Source organism: Collinsella sp. CLA-ER-H10, assembly GCF_040092475.1.
In the GTDB taxonomy this organism is placed as follows: domain Bacteria; phylum Actinomycetota; class Coriobacteriia; order Coriobacteriales; family Coriobacteriaceae; genus Collinsella.
This window is the reverse complement of the sequence record NZ_JBBNLM010000004.1, coordinates 58,592-74,967: the sequence shown is the minus strand read 5'-3', so window position 1 is coordinate 74,967 and position 16,376 is coordinate 58,592. Positions and strand designations below refer to the sequence as shown.

Genomic DNA, 16,376 nt, shown 5'->3' with positions numbered 1-16,376 from the left:
ATTGAAGCGTTTTACTATGCCTTTTACGGGAATCTGACCGTTTACCGAATTATTTCTTGCTATCATGCAAGGCGTAGGGTAAATCTCCGATCGCAAGGAGACACAAATGGTGAAAAAGTCACCGGAAAACACTACTCCCGCCATCGTGGACAACGTGGAGGCGCTTGAGGCCAAACTCAAATCTATGCGTGAGGCCCAGGCTAAATTCGCTGAGTACACTCAGGAGCAGGTAGACAAGATCTTCTACGAGGCTGCTATGGCCGCCAACAAGGCTCGTATTCCTTTGGCCAAGCTCGCCATCGAGGAGACAGGCCGTGGCGTTCTCGAGGACAAGGTCATCAAGAACCACTACGCCGCTGAGTACATCTACAACGCTTACAAGAACACCAAGACCTGCGGTGTCATCGAGCGCGACGACGCTTACGGCATCACCAAGGTCGCCGAGCCGATCGGTATCGTTGGCGCTGTCATCCCGACCACCAACCCGACCTCCACGGCCATCTTCAAGACGCTCATCTGCCTGAAGACCCGTAACGCCATCATCATCTCCCCGCACCCGGCAGCCGCCAAGTGCACCATCGCCGCCGCCAAGCTCGTTCTCGACGCAGCTGTCAAGGCCGGTGCTCCTGAGGGCATCATCGGCTGGGTCGACAAGCCGTCCATCGAGCTGACCAACATGGTCATGCGCGACGTCGACATCATTCTCGCAACCGGTGGCCCGGGCATGGTCAAGGCTGCTTACTCCTCCGGTAAGCCCGCACTCGGCGTCGGCGCCGGCAACACCCCGGTCATCATCGACGATACCGCGGACATCAAGCTCGCCGTCAACTCCATCATCCACTCCAAGACGTTCGACAACGGCATGATCTGCGCTTCCGAGCAGTCCGTCACCGTCCTCGACTCCATCTACAAGGATGTCAAGGCTGAGTTCCAGCGTCGCGGCTGCTACTTCGTCAAGCAGGGTGCCGAGATGGACGCCCTGCGTGCCGCCATGTTCAAGAACGGCGCACTCGATCACCGCATCCCCGGCATGGCTGCCGCCAAGATCGCCGAGCTCGCCGGCATCGAGGTTCCCGCCAAGACCAAGATCCTGATCGCCGAGGTCACCTCCACCGATCCCGAGAAGGAAGAGTTCTCCCACGAGAAGCTCTCGCCGGTCCTCGCTATGTATCACGCCAAGGACTTCCAGGAGGCCGTTGACAAGGCAGAGCACCTCGTCCTCGCAGGTGGCCCGGGCCACACCGCCTCTCTCTACGTGCACCCGGCACAGAGCGAGAAGATCGCTAAGTTCCAGCACGTCATGAAGGCCTGCCGCATCGTCATCAACACCCCGTCCTCGCACGGCGGCATCGGTGACCTCTACAACTTCGGCATGAAGCCGTCTCTAACCCTGGGCTGCGGCTCCTGGGGTGGCAACTCCGTCTCCGAGAACGTTGGGGTGAAGCACTTGATCAACGTCAAGACCGTGGCAGAGCGCCGCGAGAACATGCTGTGGTTCCGCGCACCCGAGAAGGTCTACTTCAAGAAGGGCTGCACGCCCGTCGCACTCGACGAGCTCGGCACCGTAATGGGCAAGAAGCGCGCCTTCATCGTTACCGACCAGTTCCTCTTCAAGAATGGCAACACGCGTGCCATCGAGGCCAAGCTCGATGAGATGGGCATCGCTCACGACTGCTTCTACGACGTTGAGCCCGATCCCTCCCTGCAGTGCGCACGTCGCGGCGCCAAGCAGATGACGCTCTTCGAGCCGGATGTCATCATCGCCGTCGGCGGCGGTTCCGCAATGGACGCCGGCAAGATCATGTGGATGATGTACGAGCACCCCGAGGCGAACTTCGAGGACATGGCCATGGACTTCATGGACATCCGCAAGCGTATCTTCACCTTCCCCGAGATGGGCAAGAAGGCTTACTTCGTCGCCGTCCCGACCTCTTCGGGCACTGGCTCCGAGTGCACGCCGTTCGCCATCATCACCGACAAGGAGACCGGCATCAAGTGGCCGCTCGCCGACTACGCGCTGCTCCCCAACATGGCTATCGTCGACGCCGACAACTGCATGACCGCCCCGAAGGGCCTCACCGCAGCTTCCGGTATTGACGTCATGACCCACGCCATCGAGTCCTACGTCTCCATCATGGCTTCCGATTACACCAAGGGCCTCTCCGAGCGCGCCGCAAAGCTCGTCTTCGAGAACCTCCCGAGCTCCTTCACCAACGGTGCCAAGGATCCGCACGCTCGCGAGGAGATGCACAACGCATCCTGCATGGCCGGTATGGCATTCGGTAACGCCTTCCTGGGCCTCAACCACTCCATGGCCCACAAGCTCGGCGCTTTCCACCATCTGCCCCACGGCCTCGCAAACGCCGTCATCCTGACCCGCGTCATGCGTTACAACGCCGCCGAGGCTCCTGTCAAGATGGGAACCTTCTCTCAGTATCCTTACCCCAACGCGCTGCACAACTACGCCGAGATGGCTCGTTACTGCGGCATCGACGGCAAGGACGACCGTGAGGTCTTCGAGAACTTCATCACCAAGCTCACCGAGCTCTGCGACTTCATCGGTGTCAAGCACACCATCGCTGAGTACGGCGTTGACGAGAAGTACTTCCTCGACACCCTCGACGAGATGACCGAGCAGGCATTCAACGACCAGTGCACCGGCGCTAACCCGCGCTACCCGCTCATGAGCGAGATCAAGGAGCTCTACCTGGACGCCTACTACGGCCGAGAGCCTCAGGATTACGCCGTCTGCTAGTTCTAGCACGGTTTTTAACGGCGGGGGTGCACGGGTGTTTCACACACCCCCGCCGTCGCTTCTATCGCATCGTTGAAAGGATGCAACCATGCTGCTACCCGATTCCAAGACCGAGCTCGTCCGCCGTGGCAACAAGGTCGTTTACGACCTGGGCGACAAGATCGTCAAGGTCTTTAACGAGACCAAGCCCGTCTCCGACGTGTTCAACGAGGCTTTGAATCTTGCCCGCATCAATGAGTGCGGCATCCGCAGCCCCAAGGCTCTCGAGGTTTCCCAGCTCGAGAACGCCAACGGCTGGGCGCTCGTGACCGAGAAGGTTCCGGGCACTACCCTTGCCGAGAAGATGACTGCCGAGCCCCAGCGCTTCGGTGAGTACCTCGAGATGTTCGTCGACCTCCAGATCGAGATCCACGGCTACACCTCCCCGCTGCTCAACCGTCAGCGCGACAAGTTCGCCCGCATGATCGACAGCCTTGATCAGCTCAATGCCACCACGCGCTACAACCTTCAGGAGCGTCTGGACGGTATGACCAAGGAGTTCAAGGTTTGCCACGGCGACTTCAACCCCTCCAACGTCATCGTCGGCGACGACGGTCAGCTGTACGTCTGCGACTGGGCACACGCCACCCAGGGCTCCCCTGCTGCCGACGTTGCCACCACCTACCTGCTCTTTGCCCTCAACAGCAAGGATCAGGCCGAGGCCTACCTGGAGCTCTACTGCGACCGCGCCGACATGCCCATGCAGGTCGTGCGTCAGTGGACGAGCATCGTTGCCGCTTCCGAGCTCGCTCGTAAGCGCAACGTGAACGATGAGTTCCTTAAGAACTGGATCGACGTCGTCGATTATCAGTAATATCTGAGCGATTCATTTCGCATCGGAGGCACAAAGGAAAACCCCGCAGCTCGCATGGGCTGTGGGGTTTTTCCTTTTAGCGATTGAGCGCGCCGACAAGATAAAAGGACGGCCCCGCATCTCCCCTATCTGGAGAAATGCGGGGCCGTCCCGTATATCGAACTACAAGCGAAATCGCCGATTAACGGCGGGCAGCCTTCACAAGCTCGGCGACCTTGGCGACGACCTCGTCGATCGCCACGTCCTCGCGCTCGCCCGTGGCACGGTCCTTGAGCTCAACGGTGCCGTTCTTAAGGCCACGCTTGCCGAGCACCACCTGATACGGGAAGCCCATAAGGTCATTGTCGGCAAACTTAAAGCCGGGACGCTCATCGCGATCGTCGACGACAACCTCGATACCCTCGGCGCACAGGCCATCAACGATCTGTTCGCAAACGGTAGCGCACTCCTCCTTCTTGGGGTCGAGCGGAATCACCGCAACCTCGTACGGGGCAACGGAGACCGGCCAGACGATGCCATGCTCGTCGTTGTGCTGCTCCACGACGGCAGCGAGCGAGCGAGACACGCCCACGCCGTAGCAACCCATGATAAGCGGCTTCTCCTTGCCGTCCTCGTCCATAAAGGTAGCACCCATGGCCTCGGAGTACTTGGTGCCCAGCTGGAAGACCTGGGAAACCTCGATGCCGCGAGCAGCAGAGAGCGGCTTGCCGCAGTGCGGGCAGGGATCGCCTGCGACGACGGTGACCAGATCGGCCCACTCGTCGACGGTAAAGTCGCGCTCGGGGCAGGCACCGGTAAAGTGATAATCGACCTCGTTGGCACCGCAGGCCCACTGCTTGGACTCGCGCAGGCTCTCATCGCACACCAGACGAATGCCATCGGGCAGGTTAACCGGTCCGATAAAGCCCTTGTGCAGACCGTTCGCCTGAAGCTCCTCGTCGGTCATCATGCGATAGCCCTTGCCAAAGACGTGCTCGGCCTTGCAATCGTTGAGCTCGTGATCGCCCGGAACAATGGCCACGACCGGCTTGCCCTCGGCGTCGATGAGTGCCAGCGACTTGCGCGTGCCGTTCTCGGGGAACCCAAAGAACTTAGCAACAGCCTCAATGGTGCCCATGCCCGGAGTCTCAACCTTGGTGAGCGTACCGTCACCAGGACCCTCGGTCACGACGACCTTGGTGCTTGCAGCCTCGTCATCGGCAGCGAAGCCGCAATCGTCGCAGTAGACGAGCGAAGCCTCGCCGGCGTCAGCCAAAGCCATGTACTCGACGGAGGTATCGCCACCGATCTCGCCAGAATCGGCGACGACGGGCAGAGCCTTGATGTAGCAGCGCTCGCAGATGTTGGCGTAGGCCTGCTTCATCTTGTCGTACTCCTCCTGCAGACTCTCCTGCGTGGCAGAGAAGCTGTAGGCGTCCTTCATGATGAACTCACGGCCGCGCATCAGGCCAAAGCGGGGACGGAACTCATCACGGAACTTGTCCTGAATGTGGTACAGGTTGACGGGCAGCTGCTTATAGGAGCGCAGCTCGTTGCGCACCAGGGCCGTGACGGTCTCCTCGTGCGTGGGGCCCAGCACAAACTCGCGACCATGACGGTCGTCAAAGCGCACGAGCTCCTTGCCATAGGCATCGATGCGGCCGGACTCACGCCACAGCTCGGCATCGACCATAATGGGCATCATGAGCTCCTGGGCGCCGGCGGCGTCCATCTCGTCGCGCACGATGTTCTCGATCTTACGAATCGAGCGCCAAGCGAGCGGCAGATAGGAATACAGACCGGCGGCCTCCTTGCGGATCATACCGGCACGAAGCAGCAGACGATGGCTTGCAAGCTCGGCGTCGGCCGGATCCTCTTTGAGCGTCGGCGCATAGAGCTTAGACATATACATTGCTCGGGTCATTTATTTCTCCTCAATAAGCTTGTCGACCTCGGCCATAAGCGCGTCGACAATTTGGTCCTCAGCTACTTTACCAATGATCTGGCCATGCGAAAAGAGCAGAGCCTGACCACGTCCGCAAGCAACGCCCAGGTCGGCATCAGAAGCCTCACCGGGGCCATTAACGGCACACCCCATGACGGCAATCGAAAGCGGCGCGGCATAGTTCTTAAGCCGCTCGGTTACTTCCTCGGCGATTGCAATCAGGTTAACCTGGCAGCGGGCGCACGTGGGGCACGAGACAATCTCGGGTCCACGGCGACGCAGGCCCAGAGACTGCAAAATGCCCCAGGCGACCGGCGGCTCCTCGACCGGATCGGCCGTGAGCGAGACGCGCATGGTGTCACCGATACCCTCAGACAGCAGGATACCAAGGCCCACCGAGCTCTTGATGGTGCCCTGCAGCTTGGTACCTGCCTCGGTTACGCCCAGGTGAAGCGGAACGTGGGGAATCTCACGCGACAGGGCTCGATAGGTATCGAGCGTCGTTTGCACGCTGTGGGCCTTGGCTGAAAGCACAATGTTCGTAAAGCCGCGGTCTTCAAAATGCTTGACGAAACGCTCGCTCGACATCACGAGCTTTTCGGGCTGCGTGAGGTCTTCGCGCTCGGCGATATCCTGCTCAAGCGAACCGGCATTGACGCCGATACGAATTGCGCAGCCCGCGGCACCCGCAGCATCGATCACCGCGTCAACCTTGGCCCAATCGCCGATATTGCCGGGGTTGATGCGCAGCTTGGCAGCACCGGCCTCGACGGCACCAATGGCGAGCTTATGGTTAAAGTGGATGTCGGCGACAATCGGCACCGGAGACTCGGCACAGATGGTGCGGAAACCCTCAAGCGCGGCCTCGGTGGGCACGCTCACGCGCACGATATCGCAGCCAGCCTGCGCCAACGCGCGCACTTGCGCAAGCGTTGCCTGGGCATCAGCGGTATCGGTGCAGGTCATGGATTGGACCACCACCGGCGCGCCGCCACCGATCTGCACGCCGCCCACATGCACGGGGCGCGTCAGCTCGCGAGGCAAAGGATGGGATAAAGACAATCCAAACACTCCCCTACAAAATAAATCGAAGGACGTCGGAACGAAGCATATAGACAAACAACAGCGCAAAGAGCGCGATGCCCACATAGCTCACAATCGTCTGGACCTTGAGCGGAAGCTCGCGGCCCGCAATCTTTTGAATGATCTCGATGACCAGCTTGCCGCCATCGAGCGGTGGGATGGGCAGCAGGTTCATAAAGCCAAGCGAGAACGAAATGAGGGCGGCAAACGAGAGGAACGTGGCAGGACCGGCAGCAGCAGCCTGTGAGGACATAACGCTAATACCCACGATCGAAGAGGACTGGTCGAGAATCTCCATCGTGTGCTGCGGCTGGAGCAGGCGCATCACGCCCTCCGCTGTCTGCACGACATAGGAGAACGACAGGCGAGCCGACGTGATGGGGTCCAAACGGACCACCTGCGTAGAGGCGTACACACCTAGGCGCTCGTCCTCTTTGAGTGCAACCGTGGTCGAATGCTGCTTGCCATCACGCTCGTACTCGATGGCGATATCGTCCTTACCGGCAGCCTTGCCGATGGCGTCGTAAACGTCTATCCAGGTAGAGCACGATACTCCGTCGACCGAAAGGATCGCGTCACCGCCCTCGATTCCCGCCGCGGCGGCAATCGAGCCTTCGTCAACCTGACCGATCACATTGGTATCCAACGGCACCGCGACACCTGCGATGGAATAGATGCTCATAAGGAGCAAAAAGCCCGTCAGGATATTGACGACAATGCCCGCGAGCAACATAAAGGCTCGCTTGAGAAAGCCTTGGCCCAAATAGGTGTGCGAGCGCTCGCGTGCGAGGAATTCAGCCTCGCCGCACGGCAGTTCCCATACATCGCCCTCGGCAGTCGCATGCTCTCGATCGAACTTGCGACCGTCAAAGGTGGTATATCCTGCAGCATCGCGCGGCAGCGTCTGGTACTTGGTGGGGTAATAACTCGGCGAGGGTTTCTCCCCCTCCTCGTACCAGGGAGCGATGGAACCCCACCCCAGCAGCAAGGCACAGGCCTCGAGTACGTCCTCCTCGGGCAGTTCGAGCTCGGCGGCAAGGTCGGCCACGGTCACGCGACCGTGACGATAGATTGCCGCAAGCACGCAATCGGCACACGAGACGTCCGTGGGATCCATGCCGCAGATGGCAGCATAGCCGCCCAGCAGCAGCGGCGTCACGCCAAACTTGGTTCCGATGCGACGCGACGTGTGATGGATGTCAAAACGGCACGGCAGGCCCAAATAGAACTCGGTCACACGGACGCCGCAGGCACGCGCCGCCAAAAAGTGGCCGCCCTCGTGCAAAAACACGAGGACGGAAAGCATCAGAAGGCCCCAAAAGACCGATGAGAGAACGCTCAGAACAGTATCCATAAATCGAAAAAGAAATCCTTATGGTTAGGAATGGGTTGCGGCGAGCACCAGAGCGGCCTTTTCGCGCGCCCAGGCATCGATGTCGCGAAGCTGCTCAAACGAGGTAACCGCCTGTGTGTCATGCGCATCCATGCAGGATTCCACAACGCGGTCGATATCGGTAAAGCTACAGCCGTCGTGTAAGAACGCATCGACAGCGACCTCGTTGGCCGCATTAAGCACGCACGGCATGGTGCCGCCCGTCTTGCCGGCACGCTCGGCCAGCGCCAGGCAGCGGAAGGTATTCATGTCGGCAGCATCAAACGTGAGCTGCCCCAGCTCGCGGAAATCGATACGAGGCGCCGGGGTATCCCAACGCTCGGGATACGAGAACGCGAACTGGATGGGAATACGCATGTCGGAAGCACCGAGATGCGCCATCACGGAGCCGTCGGCAAACTCGACCATAGAGTGAATCTTGGACTGACGCTGCACGACCACGTTAATGAAATCGAGGTCGCAGTTAAACAGATGCATGGCCTCAATGCGCTCCAGGCCCTTATTCATGAGGGTGGCGGAGTCGATGGTGATCTTAGCACCCATGGCCCACGTGGGATGTGCGAGGGCATCGGCACGCGTCACGCGATCTAGCTCGTCGCGCGTGCGGCCAAAGAACGGACCGCCCGAGCAGGTGAGCCAAATACAATGAGCCTCGCGCGGGCTCTCCCCCAGATAGCACTGGTAGATGGCGGAGTGCTCAGAGTCGACTGGAATAAGCTGGCCCGGTTGCGCCAACGGCATAAGCAAGTCGCCACCGACGACGAGGGACTCCTTGTTGGCAAGGGCAAGACGCTTATTCGAGGTCAAGGCCGCATGGCTCGCCTCGAGACCGGCGGCACCCACAATAGCGACGAGCACGCAGTCGACATCGTCGCGACGCGCGAGCTCGCAAACCGCCTGCGCGCCAACGCCGAGCTTCGTTCCCTCGGGCAACTCCTGCAGCACGGCGTCATCGCCATGAGCGACATCGGCCACGGCAACCGCCGGAACCGAGAACTCGCGGGCAGCGGCAACGAGCTCGGAGGTACTGGAGTTAACGGATAGCGCCGTCACCTGCAGGCGATCGGCATGCTGACGGCACACATCGAGCGCCTGAGTGCCGATAGAGCCCGTACAGCCCAGGATGGCAACACGGAGACGTCCATCGGAGCCATACGTCGTCTGGAATGACATTACAGCACGCCTCCGATCATCAGCATCAGCTGCGCTGTGATGCAGCCGAAGATAAGCGAATCGCTACGATCGAGCATGCCGCCGTGGCCCGGGATAAGGTTACCGGAATCCTTAACGCCCACACCGCGCTTGATGCGAGACTCGATAAGGTCGCCGATAACGCCCAAAATGGACACGACCACGCCGCACAGCAGCGCATAGGGCAGGCTGAGCTTGTAGAAATGCGTCGCCCACAGGATGAGCCAAATCAAAACCGAGCCCAGGATGCCGCCGACAAACCCCTCCCAGCTCTTTTTGGGAGAAATCTTGGGAACCATCTTGTGTTTACCGATACGGCTGCCCACGATGTAGGCAAACGAATCGGAGACCCAAAGGGACGCACAAACGCCCACCGAAAGCAGGGCGCCGGCAAAACCGGGCACGGCATCGCGCAGCAGCACGATAGCCGACAGCATAAAGCCAGTGTAGATGGGACCCATGAGCGTCACGGCCACATCAGAGATGCGGGTACGCGGTGACCAGACATACCAAATGCCCACAGCGAGCATCAGGGCAAAAAGCAGGGCATTCAGCAACATTGAATCGCCCAACGCCGACAGCGGAAAGAGTACGGCGGCAGCGATACCCATGCGCTCGTTAGCCATCTTGCCATCGAGCCTCGTCATACGGAAAAACTCATAGCAGCACAGACCGCTCATGACAGAAACAAAGATGGCCGTGGGCACAATACCCAAAACCAAGCACAGGATAAAGACAACGGCGTAGACGATACCGGCAGCGGCACGGGTAATAAAGCCCGCCAGCCACGAACCGGTGCCGCTCTTCGCTGCAGGCGCTCCCGCAGTGGCAGCTTTGCGCGCAGGCGTCTTGGGAGCAGATGCCTTGGGACGATCAGACACGATTAAGCCTCCTCGGTCTTGCTCAGTCCACCAAACCTACGGTCACGGCCCTGATAGGCCAAAATGGCGTCGACAAGGCCCCAACGATCAAAGTCGGGCCAATAGGTATCGGTGACGTAGAACTCTGAATAAGCCACCTGCCACAGCAGGTAGTTCGAAAGGCGAAGCTCACCAGAGGTGCGAATCACAAGCTCAGGATCGGGTAGGCCGGCGGTATAGAGGTGGGAAGCCACCATGTCGTCATCAATTGCGCCAGGATCGATCTTACCGGCGGCAGCGTCGAGTGCGATCTGACGGACAGCGCGGGTAATCTCGGCACGCGCGCCGTAGTTGACGGCAAGCGCCAGCGTCATGCCGGTGTGATTGGCGCACTCGGCAAGACCGCGTTCAAAAACGTCGCGGGTCTTCTTGGGCAGCGCGGAAATGTCACCCAAAAAGATAACGCGCACGTTTTCGCGCTTCAGAAGCGGCAGCTCGTCGATAAACGTCTTGGCAAACAGGTGCATCAAGACGTTGACCTCATGCTGCGGGCGGTTCCAGTTTTCGGTAGAAAACGCATAGGCCGAAAGCACGTCGACGCCCAGACGCACGCAGGCGGTAATAATCTCGCGAAGGGAGACGATACCCGCCTTGTGGCCCTCGGTGCGTGCAAGACCGCGCGATGTGGCCCAACGACCGTTGCCGTCCATGATGCACGAGATATGGTGCGGAATGTTATTGAGGTCAAGGTCGGAAAAACCGACGCCCGCGGGGGCGTCGGCAAAGTACTCGACCAGTTTATGCTCGTCGTATTGCACCTTAGATCTCCATGACCTCGGCTTCTTTTTCCTTCAGAAGCTCCTCGACCTTGGCGACATACTCATCGGTGTGCTTCTGGACCTTGGCCTGCTCGCGACGGACATCGTCCTCGGTGAGCTCCTCATCGCGCTCGAGCTTGTTGTTGAAGTCGCGACGGATGTTACGGATAGACACCTTGGCCTGCTCGGCGTACTCGCGGCACTCCTTGACGAGCTCGCGACGACGCTCCTCGGTGGGAGCCGGGAACGGCAGACGAACGACGGTGCCATCGGAGTTGGGGGTAATGCCCAGATCGGAAGCGCCGATGGCCTTGACGATAGCATTGATGAGCGCCTTGTCCCACGGCTCGATGAGCAGCATGTGGGCCTCGGGGGTCTTGACGGCGGCAACCTGCGTGACCGGCGTGGGAACACCGTAATAATCGACGGTGATGTCGGACAGAATGTTGGCATTGGCGCGGCCGGTACGGACCTTGGAGAAGTTATGCTTGAGGGACTCGAGCGACTTGTCCATATGGGCGGTGATGTTCTCTGCCATGCTTAATCCTCCTGATAGACGAGCGTGCCGACGGGCTCACCCGAAAGCGCGCGCTTGACGGTGTCCTCGCCATCGATGTTGAGGACCAAAATCGGCATACGGTTATCCTGGCACAGTGCCGTAGCCGTGGAATCCATAACCTGCAGACCGCGGACGAGAACCTCGTGATAGGTGATCTTGTCAAAGCGGACGGCGTCGGCACACTTGACGGGGTCCTTGTCATAGATGCCGTCGACCTTGGTGGCTTTAATCAGAATCTCGGCGCCGATCTCGCACGCACGAAGAGCCGCGGCGGTGTCGGTCGTAAAGTACGGATTGCCCGAACCGGCGGCAAAGATAACGACGTTGCCCTTGGAAAGGTGGTTGATGGCGCGACGGCGAATATAGGGCTCGCAGATCTCGTTCATCTGGATAGCGCTCATCACGCGGCAGGGAACATCGTTGTGCTCGAAGGCATCCTGCAGGGCGAGCGCGTTCATAACGGTCGCGAGCATGCCCATATAATCGGCCTGAGCACGCTCCATGCCACCGGCAGCGCCTGCCATGCCGCGGAAAATATTGCCGCCGCCGACAACGACGCCGACCTCATGGCCAACGGCGAGCAGCTCCTTGACCTGCTTGGCAAGATGGTCGGTAACCTTGGGGTCGATGCCATATTGGCCGTCGCCCATCAGTGCTTCGCCGGAAAGCTTAAGAAGCACGCGTTTATATCGGATGTCGGACAAAGCGATCCTCCTTTAATTAGACTCTCAATATGATATCAAAGGCTCTGATAAGAGCCATGAAAAAGCAGGCTGTGAGTAAAACCCACAGCCTGCTCATTACCAGCTACAAGAGCTTATTTACTCGCCACGGACCAGACGGTCAAAGGCAACGACGGTAATGGTGTCGCCGAGCTCCTTGGAGACCTGCTCAGCGTACTTCTTGATGGTGAGGGAGCTGTCCTTGATGAACTCCTGCTCGGTGAGCACGGACTGCTTGTAGAACTTCTCCAGACGGCCGACAGCCATCTTCTCCTGGATAGCCTCGGGCTTACCGGACTCGGCAGCCTGAGCCATGTAGATCTGCTTCTCGTGCTCGACGGTCTCGGCCGGAACCTGATCGCGGGTAGCGCAGATCGGGGCGACGGCGGCAACCTGAAGGGCAACGTCGTGAGCGAAGGTCATGAAGGATTCAGCCTGAGCGGTCTCAGCCTTCTCGAAGGCGAACTCGACGAGGACGCCGATCTTACCACCCATGTGGATGTAAGAAGCGAGCGCTCCGTTCTCAGCCTTGCGGGCAGCGAAGCGGGAGATCTTCATGTTCTCGCCCATGATGTGAATCATCTCGGTGAGCTCGGAGGAAACGGTCTCCTCGCCCATCGGCTTCTCGAGCAGAGCGTCGACGTCAGCAGGCTCGGTGGTAGCGACAACCTCAGCGACCTTGGAAGCAAAGCCGGTGAACTTGGCGTTAGAGCCAACGAAGTCGGTCTCGCAGGAGAGCTCGAGCAGAGCGCCGGTCTTGCCATCCTCGGAGACGAACGCGGCGACAGCGCCCTCGTTGGTCTCACGGCCAGCCTTCTTGGCAGCCTTGGCAAGGCCGTTCTTACGCAGAACGTCGACAGCGGCGTCCATGTCGCCGTCAGCCTCGACGAGAGCCTTCTTGCACTCCATCATCGGGGAGTCGGTCATCTCGCGGAGCTGCTTGACCATAGCGGCGGTAATCTGGGCCATTGTGGTTCCTTTCAAAGAGATGAAAAAGAATTAACTAAGACTGATTTACTCGGCCTTGGGCTCAGCGGCCATCTCGGCCTCGGAGACCTGCTCCTTGCCGGAGCCAGCGAGGCAGGCGTCAGCCATGAGCTCGCACATAAGGGTGACAGCGGAGATAGCGTCATCGTTGCAGGGGATGCCGTACTCGACCTCGTCGGGATCGGAGTTGGTGTCGATCAGAGCGACGACGGGGATGTTCAGGCGCTGAGCCTCCTTGATGGCGTTCTCCTCGCGCTTGGTGTCGATGACGAAGAGAGCCTGGGGCAGACCCTTCATGTCGCGGGCGCCGCCGAGGTTGGTCTGGAGCTTGGTGAGCTCCTTGCCGAGCACAGCCTGCTCCTTCTTGGGCAGAACAGCCATGCGGCCGTCCTCGACCATGGCCTCGAGCTCCTCCATGCGGTTGATGCGGGAGCGGATGGTGACGAAGTTGGTCAGCATACCGCCGAGCCAACGCTGGTTGATGTAAGGCATGTTGGCGCGCTCAGCAGCGTTCTTGACGGCCTCCTGAGCCTGCTTCTTGGTGCCGACGAACAGCACGTTGCCACCCTTGGCGACGTTCTTGACGAAGGTGTAGGCCTGGTCGGCGTCGAGGATGGTCTGCTTGAGGTCGAGGATGTAGATGCCGTTGCGCTCACCGAAGATGAACGGCTTCATCTTGGGGTTCCAGCGACGGGTCTGGTGACCGAAGTGGCAGCCGGCCTCGAGCAGGGTGCGGATATTAATCTTGGTAGCCATGTTAAACCTCCTGTGGTTTGCCTCCGCGCGGGGTCATCCTCCAAAACCAACCCGGACATGTGCTACCAAAGCCCGGGCACCACGGTATGAAGTAGCCGCGCGTGCGTGATAAAAACATGTTGCCGTGAAGCAACCCGATGAATGATAGCAGGAATGCTTCCTCCTGCCAACCCGCAATCAAAACCACACACCTGAGTGCGGCGCGGGACGTCCCAGCCACTATTCGCCGCGGGGATGGGCTTGAGCCACAGCCCGCTTAAGCCGATCGGGTGTGAGATGCGTGTAGATCTGCGTCGTGGACAGGCTCGCATGACCCAGCAGCTCTTGAACCGAGCGCAGGTCCGCACCGCCCTCGAGCAAGTCGGTCGCAAAGGTATGGCGCATCGCATGCGGGGCGATGTCGGCCGGAATGCCGGCGAGCGTCGCCAGCGTATGGAACCGCCGCCGGAGCATGGCGGCGCTCATGCGGTTGCCGCGCGCCGATACAAGCAGCGGATGCGGCCCGGTAGCGAGGTCACGGCGCTTTGCCTGAGCGAGCAACTCCGGCCTCCCCTCCTCAATATAGAGACGCGTCACTTCGAGCGCACGACGATACAGAGGGACGATACGTTCCTTGCCCCCCTTGCCCCACAGGCGCAGCGTGCATTCGGACCAAGCGATGGACTCCACATTGAGTGCTGCGAGCTCAGAGATACGAGCACCCGAGGCATAGAGCAGCTCGAGCATCGCCGCATCGCGCAGTCCCGCGGGCGTCGAGGTATCAGGCGTCTTGAGCAGCGCCTCGACCTGCTGGGTCGTAAGGACGCCCGGCAGGTCGCGCGGCAGCTTGGGCGATGCGATCGCCGAGACCGCATCACCCTCGATAATCCCCTCGGCAGTCATCCACCGATAGAGCGAGCGAATGGCAGACAGATGCGCCGCAAGCGTTCGGGGAGCCACCTGTTCACGCGAAAGCTCGGCAAGATAGCGACGAATGGTGCGCACGTCGGCAGCGAAAGCATCGATATCCTCGCGCTCGCACCAGGAAGCAAAGCGCTCCAGCCTCGAGCCATAGGCCGTCACCGTGTTGGGAGAAAGTCCCTCGACACGTGCGATATAGGCGATAAACGAGTCGACGGCATCGTACAGGTCAAAGGCTATGACCGGTCGCCTCCAAACAGATCGGGGCGAGTGGCCAGATAGGCATCAAGGGCCTCAAGCGCACGGTCCGCATAGGCCTGGTAGCGGTCGCGCTTGCTGCGACGCTTACCGTCCTCGAGCGGCGGCACCAGGCCAAAGTTGACATGCATGGGCTGGTAGCCCACGGTGGCAGGATCGGTCGCATAGCCCACGAGCGCGCCCAGGGCGCCCACGCGGGGCAACTCGACGGAATCGGCGCCGATAGCCTCTGCATAGGTGTTGAGCGCCGCGAGCAGACCGGTCGCCACGGCTTCCATGTACCCCTCGGTGCCGGTGATCTGACCGGCCAGGCGCACGCCGGTACCGGGCACGGCAAAGGTGCCATCGAGCACGTGCGGGGCGTCGACAAAGGTATTGCGGTGCATGACACCGTAGCGGAAGAACTCAGCGTTCTCCAGGCCCGGCACCATATGGAAGACGCGCTTCTGCTCGCCAAAGGTCAGGTTGGTCTGGAAGCCCACCAGGTTATAGGCGGTCTTCTCCTTGTTCTCGGCACGCAGCTGAATCGCCGCCCAAGGGCGACGTCCGGTACGCGGGTCGGTGAGGCCGACGGGCTTCATGGCGCCAAAGCGAATGGCGTCCTTGCCGGTGCGCGCAACCTCCTCGGCAGGCTGGCAGGCCTGGAACAGATCGCCGCCCTCAAAGTCCTTGAGCACCACGCGGTCGGCCGTGGTGAGCGCCTCGATAAAGGCCTCGTACTCCTCCTTGTTGAGCGGAGCGTTGAGATAGTCGCCGCTCCCCTGCTCCTCGTAGCGCGACTGCGAAAACAGCACGTCCATATCGAGCGTGGAGGCATCGACGATCGGCGCCGCGGCATCGAAGAACGCAAGGGCGTCGCCACCGACGAGCTTCATGACCTCTTCGCTCAGCGCCGGTGAACACAGCGGGCCCGCGGCAATGACCACGTGGCCCTCGGGGATCTGGGTGACCTCGCCGTGAACGACCTCGATATTGGGGCGGGCGGCAACCTCAGCCTCGACGAGCTCGGAGAATGTAACACGGTCGACCGCCAGGGCGCCACCAGCGGGAACAGCAGCGCGATGGGCGCAGTCGAGCAGGACTGAACCCATGCGCTCAAGCTCGGCCTTCAGCAAACCAGCCGCGGAATCCGGACGGGTCGACTTAAACGAATTGGAGCAGACGAGCTCTGCCAGGTGATCGGTATGGTGAGCCGGGGAGCTCACCTGGGGGCGCATCTCGCACAGCTTTACGGCAAACCCGCGGTCTGCCAGCTGGATCGCGCATTCCGAACCCGCCAGACCGCCACCGATAACCGTCACCTGATCGAACTGCATC

Annotated in this window: 14 protein-coding genes; 2 read left to right on the top strand and 12 right to left on the bottom strand. The window is 60.5% G+C overall.

The window, feature by feature from the left end; genetic code table 11:
- The first annotated feature begins 106 nt into the window (after positions 1-106).
- The gene (gene adhE / locus AAAX36_RS03260) at positions 107-2,755 is read left to right on the top strand and encodes a bifunctional acetaldehyde-CoA/alcohol dehydrogenase (protein ID WP_138112664.1); all 2,649 of its coding nucleotides are present in this window, start codon (positions 107-109) and stop codon (positions 2,753-2,755) included.
- An 88-nt stretch (positions 2,756-2,843) separates the two neighbouring features.
- Positions 2,844-3,608 carry an aminoglycoside phosphotransferase family protein gene (locus tag AAAX36_RS03255; RefSeq protein ID WP_006236119.1) on the top strand — a complete coding sequence of 255 codons (765 nt, stop codon included), beginning with the start codon at positions 2,844-2,846 and terminating at the stop codon, positions 3,606-3,608.
- Between the two features lie 181 nt (positions 3,609-3,789).
- On the opposite strand, the gene AAAX36_RS03250 is transcribed toward AAAX36_RS03255, so the two are convergent.
- From AAAX36_RS03250 to trmFO, 12 genes are all read right to left on the bottom strand, one after another.
- Positions 3,790-5,511 (bottom strand): proline--tRNA ligase, encoded by a 1,722-nt coding sequence (locus tag AAAX36_RS03250; protein WP_229025872.1) that lies wholly within the window; start codon positions 5,509-5,511, stop codon positions 3,790-3,792.
- The gene (gene ispG, locus AAAX36_RS03245; protein ID WP_349073949.1) at positions 5,512-6,594 is read right to left on the bottom strand and encodes a flavodoxin-dependent (E)-4-hydroxy-3-methylbut-2-enyl-diphosphate synthase; all 1,083 of its coding nucleotides are present in this window, start codon (positions 6,592-6,594) and stop codon (positions 5,512-5,514) included.
- Between the two features lie 13 nt (positions 6,595-6,607).
- Positions 6,608-7,969, bottom strand: a complete 1,362-nt coding sequence (locus tag AAAX36_RS03240) for a M50 family metallopeptidase (RefSeq protein WP_138374174.1) — start codon at positions 7,967-7,969, stop codon at positions 6,608-6,610.
- Between the two features lie 24 nt (positions 7,970-7,993).
- Complete coding sequence (dxr, locus tag AAAX36_RS03235) at positions 7,994-9,181, bottom strand: 1-deoxy-D-xylulose-5-phosphate reductoisomerase (RefSeq protein WP_138374173.1); 1,188 nt, start codon at positions 9,179-9,181, stop codon at positions 7,994-7,996.
- Positions 9,181-10,080, bottom strand: coding sequence for a phosphatidate cytidylyltransferase (locus tag AAAX36_RS03230; RefSeq protein WP_233504739.1), 900 nt, complete (start codon positions 10,078-10,080; stop codon positions 9,181-9,183). The genes dxr and AAAX36_RS03230 overlap by 1 nt, the downstream gene beginning before the upstream one ends.
- A 2-nt stretch (positions 10,081-10,082) precedes the next feature.
- A complete protein-coding gene (locus tag AAAX36_RS03225; protein WP_138374172.1) occupies positions 10,083-10,877 on the bottom strand; it encodes an isoprenyl transferase in 795 nt (264 codons plus the stop codon).
- A gap of 1 nt (position 10,878) precedes the next feature.
- The gene (gene frr / locus AAAX36_RS03220; RefSeq protein WP_006236112.1) at positions 10,879-11,415 is read right to left on the bottom strand and encodes a ribosome recycling factor; all 537 of its coding nucleotides are present in this window, start codon (positions 11,413-11,415) and stop codon (positions 10,879-10,881) included.
- Between the two features lie 2 nt (positions 11,416-11,417).
- Positions 11,418-12,140, bottom strand: a complete 723-nt coding sequence (pyrH, locus tag AAAX36_RS03215) for a UMP kinase (protein WP_035138557.1) — start codon at positions 12,138-12,140, stop codon at positions 11,418-11,420.
- A gap of 117 nt (positions 12,141-12,257) precedes the next feature.
- Positions 12,258-13,127, bottom strand: coding sequence for a translation elongation factor Ts (gene tsf / locus AAAX36_RS03210; RefSeq protein ID WP_349073947.1), 870 nt, complete (start codon positions 13,125-13,127; stop codon positions 12,258-12,260).
- 45 nt (positions 13,128-13,172) lie between these two features.
- Positions 13,173-13,901 carry a 30S ribosomal protein S2 gene (rpsB, locus tag AAAX36_RS03205; RefSeq protein ID WP_006236109.1) on the bottom strand — a complete coding sequence of 243 codons (729 nt, stop codon included), beginning with the start codon at positions 13,899-13,901 and terminating at the stop codon, positions 13,173-13,175.
- A 219-nt stretch (positions 13,902-14,120) separates the two neighbouring features.
- Positions 14,121-15,029 carry a tyrosine recombinase XerC gene (locus tag AAAX36_RS03200; protein WP_349073997.1) on the bottom strand — a complete coding sequence of 303 codons (909 nt, stop codon included), beginning with the start codon at positions 15,027-15,029 and terminating at the stop codon, positions 14,121-14,123.
- 8 nt (positions 15,030-15,037) lie between these two features.
- On the bottom strand, positions 15,038-16,375 hold the full coding sequence (gene trmFO / locus AAAX36_RS03195) for a methylenetetrahydrofolate--tRNA-(uracil(54)-C(5))-methyltransferase (FADH(2)-oxidizing) TrmFO (RefSeq protein ID WP_117745959.1): 1,338 nt from the start codon (positions 16,373-16,375) through the stop codon (positions 15,038-15,040).
- Between the last annotated feature and the right edge of the window lies 1 nt (position 16,376).

Bases quoted from the DNA above. Each gene is read 5' to 3' on its own strand.
- AAAX36_RS03240 (WP_138374174.1), bottom strand. From the start codon at position 7,969: ATGGATACTGTTCTGAGCGTTCTCTCATCGGTCTTTTGGGGCCTTCTG.
- trmFO (WP_117745959.1), bottom strand. From the start codon at position 16,375: ATGCAGTTCGATCAGGTGACGGTTATCGGTGGCGGTCTGGCGGGTTCG.
- rpsB (WP_006236109.1), bottom strand. From the start codon at position 13,901: ATGGCTACCAAGATTAATATCCGCACCCTGCTCGAGGCCGGCTGCCAC.
- tsf (WP_349073947.1), bottom strand. From the start codon at position 13,127: ATGGCCCAGATTACCGCCGCTATGGTCAAGCAGCTCCGCGAGATGACC.
- AAAX36_RS03255 (WP_006236119.1), top strand. From the start codon at position 2,844: ATGCTGCTACCCGATTCCAAGACCGAGCTCGTCCGCCGTGGCAACAAG.
- frr (WP_006236112.1), bottom strand. From the start codon at position 11,415: ATGGCAGAGAACATCACCGCCCATATGGACAAGTCGCTCGAGTCCCTC.
- dxr (WP_138374173.1), bottom strand. From the start codon at position 9,181: ATGTCATTCCAGACGACGTATGGCTCCGATGGACGTCTCCGTGTTGCC.
- AAAX36_RS03250 (WP_229025872.1), bottom strand. From the start codon at position 5,511: ATGACCCGAGCAATGTATATGTCTAAGCTCTATGCGCCGACGCTCAAA.
- adhE (WP_138112664.1), top strand. From the start codon at position 107: ATGGTGAAAAAGTCACCGGAAAACACTACTCCCGCCATCGTGGACAAC.